The 3,634-nt window shown below is 35.6% G+C and carries 4 protein-coding genes; 3 read left to right on the top strand and 1 reads right to left on the bottom strand.

The genetic code is table 11. From position 1 onward, the window contains the following. The first annotated feature begins 25 nt into the window (after positions 1-25). From Q0A18_RS00020 to Q0A18_RS00010, 3 genes are all read left to right on the top strand, one after another. A complete protein-coding gene (locus tag Q0A18_RS00020; protein ID WP_292008112.1) occupies positions 26-733 on the top strand; it encodes an SDR family oxidoreductase in 708 nt (235 codons plus the stop codon). Between the two features lie 155 nt (positions 734-888). Next, positions 889-1,635, top strand: a complete 747-nt coding sequence (locus Q0A18_RS00015) for an electron transfer flavoprotein subunit beta/FixA family protein (RefSeq protein WP_292008111.1) — start codon at positions 889-891, stop codon at positions 1,633-1,635. Between the two features lie 29 nt (positions 1,636-1,664). Further along, complete coding sequence (locus Q0A18_RS00010; protein WP_292008110.1) at positions 1,665-2,612, top strand: electron transfer flavoprotein subunit alpha/FixB family protein; 948 nt, start codon at positions 1,665-1,667, stop codon at positions 2,610-2,612. A 102-nt stretch (positions 2,613-2,714) separates the two neighbouring features. On the opposite strand, the gene Q0A18_RS00005 is transcribed toward Q0A18_RS00010, so the two are convergent. Next, positions 2,715-3,634 (bottom strand): hypothetical protein (locus Q0A18_RS00005; protein ID WP_292008109.1); only part of this gene is annotated, 920 nt, incomplete at its 5' end.

Genomic DNA, 3,634 nt, shown 5'->3' with positions numbered 1-3,634 from the left:
ATTTTTAGATAAAAATAAATAAAGTATGCTGGAAAATAAAGTAGCTTATATAACAGGTGGAACCAAAGGGATAGGCTTTGGAATTGCTAAAATTTTACTTGAAAATGGTATATCAGTAGCATTTTCAGGACGAAAAAGAGAAGATGTGATGAAGGCTGAAGAAGAGCTTTTAAAGCAATCCGATAAAGTATTGGGGATTGTTTCCGATGTAAGAAGCCTAGAGAGTGAGCAGGAAGCAATAAAATATATCATTGAAAAATTTGGCAAGTTGGATTTTGTAGTGGCAAATGCAGGATTGGGTATATTTAAGCCTGTAGATGAGCTAACGGTAGAGGAGTGGCAGACTATGATCGAAACCAATTTAACCGGAGTTTTTTATACTTTAAAAGCCTCTGTGGAAGAATTAAAAAAGACCAAAGGGTATTATATTACCATTTCCAGTCTGGCCGGAGCCAATTTCTTTGAAAACGGTACAGGTTATAATGCTTCCAAATTCGGGGTAGTTGGTTTTACACAGGCAGCTATGATAGATTTAAGAAAATATAATATTAAAACAACGGTGATAATGCCTGGTTCGGTAGCTACTAATTTTAATGGAAATATTGTTTCCGAAAAAGATGAATGGAAAATTCAGCCGGAAGATATGGGAAATCTGATATTGGATATTTTAAAGATGAATCCAAGGGTTTTACCCAGTAAGATAGAGTTCAGAGCAACTCACCCAGCTAAATAATTACTTCTAATGTATTGAATAATAAATTAATAAGTATTATGCATGCATAATATATTTTTTATTTATATTTACAGAAATTAATCAATTAAAAATCTCTATATGATAACTGAATCATTACAGTTATATGTGAATGGAGAAAAAATAAAATAGTACACATGAAAATATTAGTTTGTATTAGTAGTGTTCCGGATACTACTTCCAAAATTAACTTTACGGCGGATAAATCGGCTTTCGACAAAAACGGAATCCAGTGGGTGATCAACCCTTTAGATGAGTTTGCTTTAACAAAAGCAATCAAATTTCAAGAGTCTCAGGGAGCTACTGTAACAGTGATAAATGTAGGAGATGCATCTACTGAAGCAGTAATCAGAAAAGCACTGGCAATTGGAGCTAATGACGGAATAAGGGTGAACCTGGATCCTAAAGACAGCTATTCTACAGCGAAAGAAATCGCTGCAGTAGCTCAAAACGGAGGATATGATCTTATCCTTTGCGGAAAAGAATCCATCGATTATAACGGTGGTTCTGTACCGGGAATGGTGGCTCAATTGCTGAATCAGCCTTTCGTAAATGCTTCCGTAGGATTAGATGTAAACGGAAGTGAGGCGACTGCTGTGAGAGAGATTGAAGGTGGTAAAGAAACAATTTCTGTCAAACTTCCGGCTATTATAGCAGGTCAGAAGGGATTAGTAGATGAAAAAGACCTTATCATTCCTAATATGAGAGGTATTATGTCTGCAAGAACAAAACCTTTACAGGTAGTGGAGCCTACATCTTCTGAGGTGAAAGTTCAGGGAGTATCTTATGATAGTGTTCCTCCAAGAGCAGCTGTGAAAATGGTTTCTCCGGATAATCTTGATGAATTGGTAAGATTACTTCACGAAGAGGCTAAAGTAATATAATCTAACGTTTAAATTTAAAATTTAAGAAAATGGCAGTATTCGTATACGCAGAAAATATAAATGGAGTTTATAAAAAAGCAGCCTTTGAAGCAGTTTCATATGCAAACGCTATTGCTGATCAGGCAGGGGAAACTGTAACTGCAGTATCTATAAATCCAACGGATTCTTCAGATTTATTATATAAATATGGAGCGTCTAACGTAATTAATGTGAAGGATGAAGGACTGAAAAGCTTTTCAGCTAAAGCATATGCACAGGCGATTAATGAAATTGCGGACGGAAATATTATAGTATTCCCTCATACTACTGATGCTTCTTCCATAGCACCTATGTTGGCAATAATTAAAAATTATTCTTTAATTACTAATACATTGGCAGCTCCGGAAAGTCTTTCTCCTATTCAGGTGAAAAGAAGAGCATTTTCAGGAAAAGGGTTCATGCATGCAAAAGCAGAAGGAAACAATGTAATTCTTACTGTATCTCAAAATGCTTTTGGCGTAAAAGAAAATGCAGTATCGGGTTCAGAAGAAGTAAAAAACTTATCTGTTGCCAATGAAGATACGAAAGTAATTTCTCACGAACAGAGTTCAGGTAAATTAGATCTTAAAGAAGCTGAAATAGTGGTATCTGCAGGAAGAGGGCTAAAAGGACCTGAAAACTGGGGGATGATTGAAGATTTAGCTAATGTTTTAGGAGCAGCTACAGCATGTTCTAAACCTGTTTCAGACATAGGTTGGAGACCTCATACAGAACACGTAGGGCAAACGGGAAAAGCAATTGCACCTAATCTTTATATTGCAGTAGGAATTTCCGGAGCTATTCAGCATTTGGCTGGGGTTAACTCTTCCAAAACAATTGTAGTAATCAATAATGACCCTGAAGCACCTTTCTTTAAATCTGCGGATTATGGAGTAGTGGGGGATGCTTTCGAAATTGTTCCGGCTTTAACTGAAAAAATTAAAGCTGTAAAAGCATAAGATAGTTTTCTATAAAAATATCGTCAGAAAAAATAAAAGTTTGGAGATTTCCAGACTTTTATTTTTTGACGATTTAGAAAAAAACAAAAACAATATATAAAACTAGTCTAGTTTTTCAACAAATAATGTAACAGAAGATGCAGCAGCAGGAACACTTCCAGAGGCAGCGATACTTCCGTTGGCATTAGCTGTTACCCTATATACTTCTTTAGTATTATGGAGAATCAGAATAGCGTAGCCGATATCTCGGTTATTGGCATTGATATCCCGAGTTGCATTTCCTACTTCTCCTGTTAAACTATACCATGTATTGGCTGATGAAGCCTGTCTTCCCCATTCTTCTAATGAAGCTCCTCCACTTCCTGCTTTATGATAAAGTATCGTTACATGATTGGGAGTGCCTACTCGGTATTCTATATTGGAAGCACTTGGAGAAGTACCATTATATCTGAAGCTTATATTTCCAATAGAAGTAATAGAATTTGTAGGAGTATTGCTGTCTATTGGGCTTACTGTATTTCTGGCATAAGTTAATTCTTTTATATTACTTGGAGTTGCAACTCCATAAAATGAAAGCTCCCATAAAGAACCGGAAGAACCTGTTGATTCATTTTTCACCACTTCTACATATCCACCTGCAGGGATCGTATAATTAGAAGATGAAGTGGTAGCACTGACTCTTATTAATTGAGTATTTCCAAAACCAAGTAAAGTGGCATCTTGTGAAGAATTATTTCGGATGCGGTATATTCTTCCCGAAAAGGAATTAGTTGTTGAGCTTCCATCGGGTAGTGTGATCGATATAGCTGTTGATCCAGTTACAGTGATGTATTGATCTAATGCAGTTAAAGTAGTATTGGTAGAAATGTTTTTGTAAGCACCTTCATAAGATCCCTCTACTACTAATGTACTATTGGGATTAGGTGTATTTATCCCTACTTGTGCGTTTAAATTAAAACTGCATAAAACAATTCCTATAAATATAACTTTTCTCATTAGGTTTTTATTTAATGTTTTGAATT

Origin of the sequence: Chryseobacterium sp. (genome assembly GCF_022712095.1) — a bacterium.
Classification (GTDB): Bacteria; Bacteroidota; Bacteroidia; order Flavobacteriales; family Weeksellaceae; genus Chryseobacterium.
The sequence above is the reverse complement of the archived record's forward strand: the minus strand, read 5'-3'. Positions and strand labels throughout refer to the sequence as shown.

Bases quoted from the DNA above. Each gene is read 5' to 3' on its own strand.
- Q0A18_RS00010 (WP_292008110.1), top strand. From the start codon at position 1,665: ATGGCAGTATTCGTATACGCAGAAAATATAAATGGAGTTTATAAAAAA.
- Q0A18_RS00020 (WP_292008112.1), top strand. From the start codon at position 26: ATGCTGGAAAATAAAGTAGCTTATATAACAGGTGGAACCAAAGGGATA.
- Q0A18_RS00015 (WP_292008111.1), top strand. From the start codon at position 889: ATGAAAATATTAGTTTGTATTAGTAGTGTTCCGGATACTACTTCCAAA.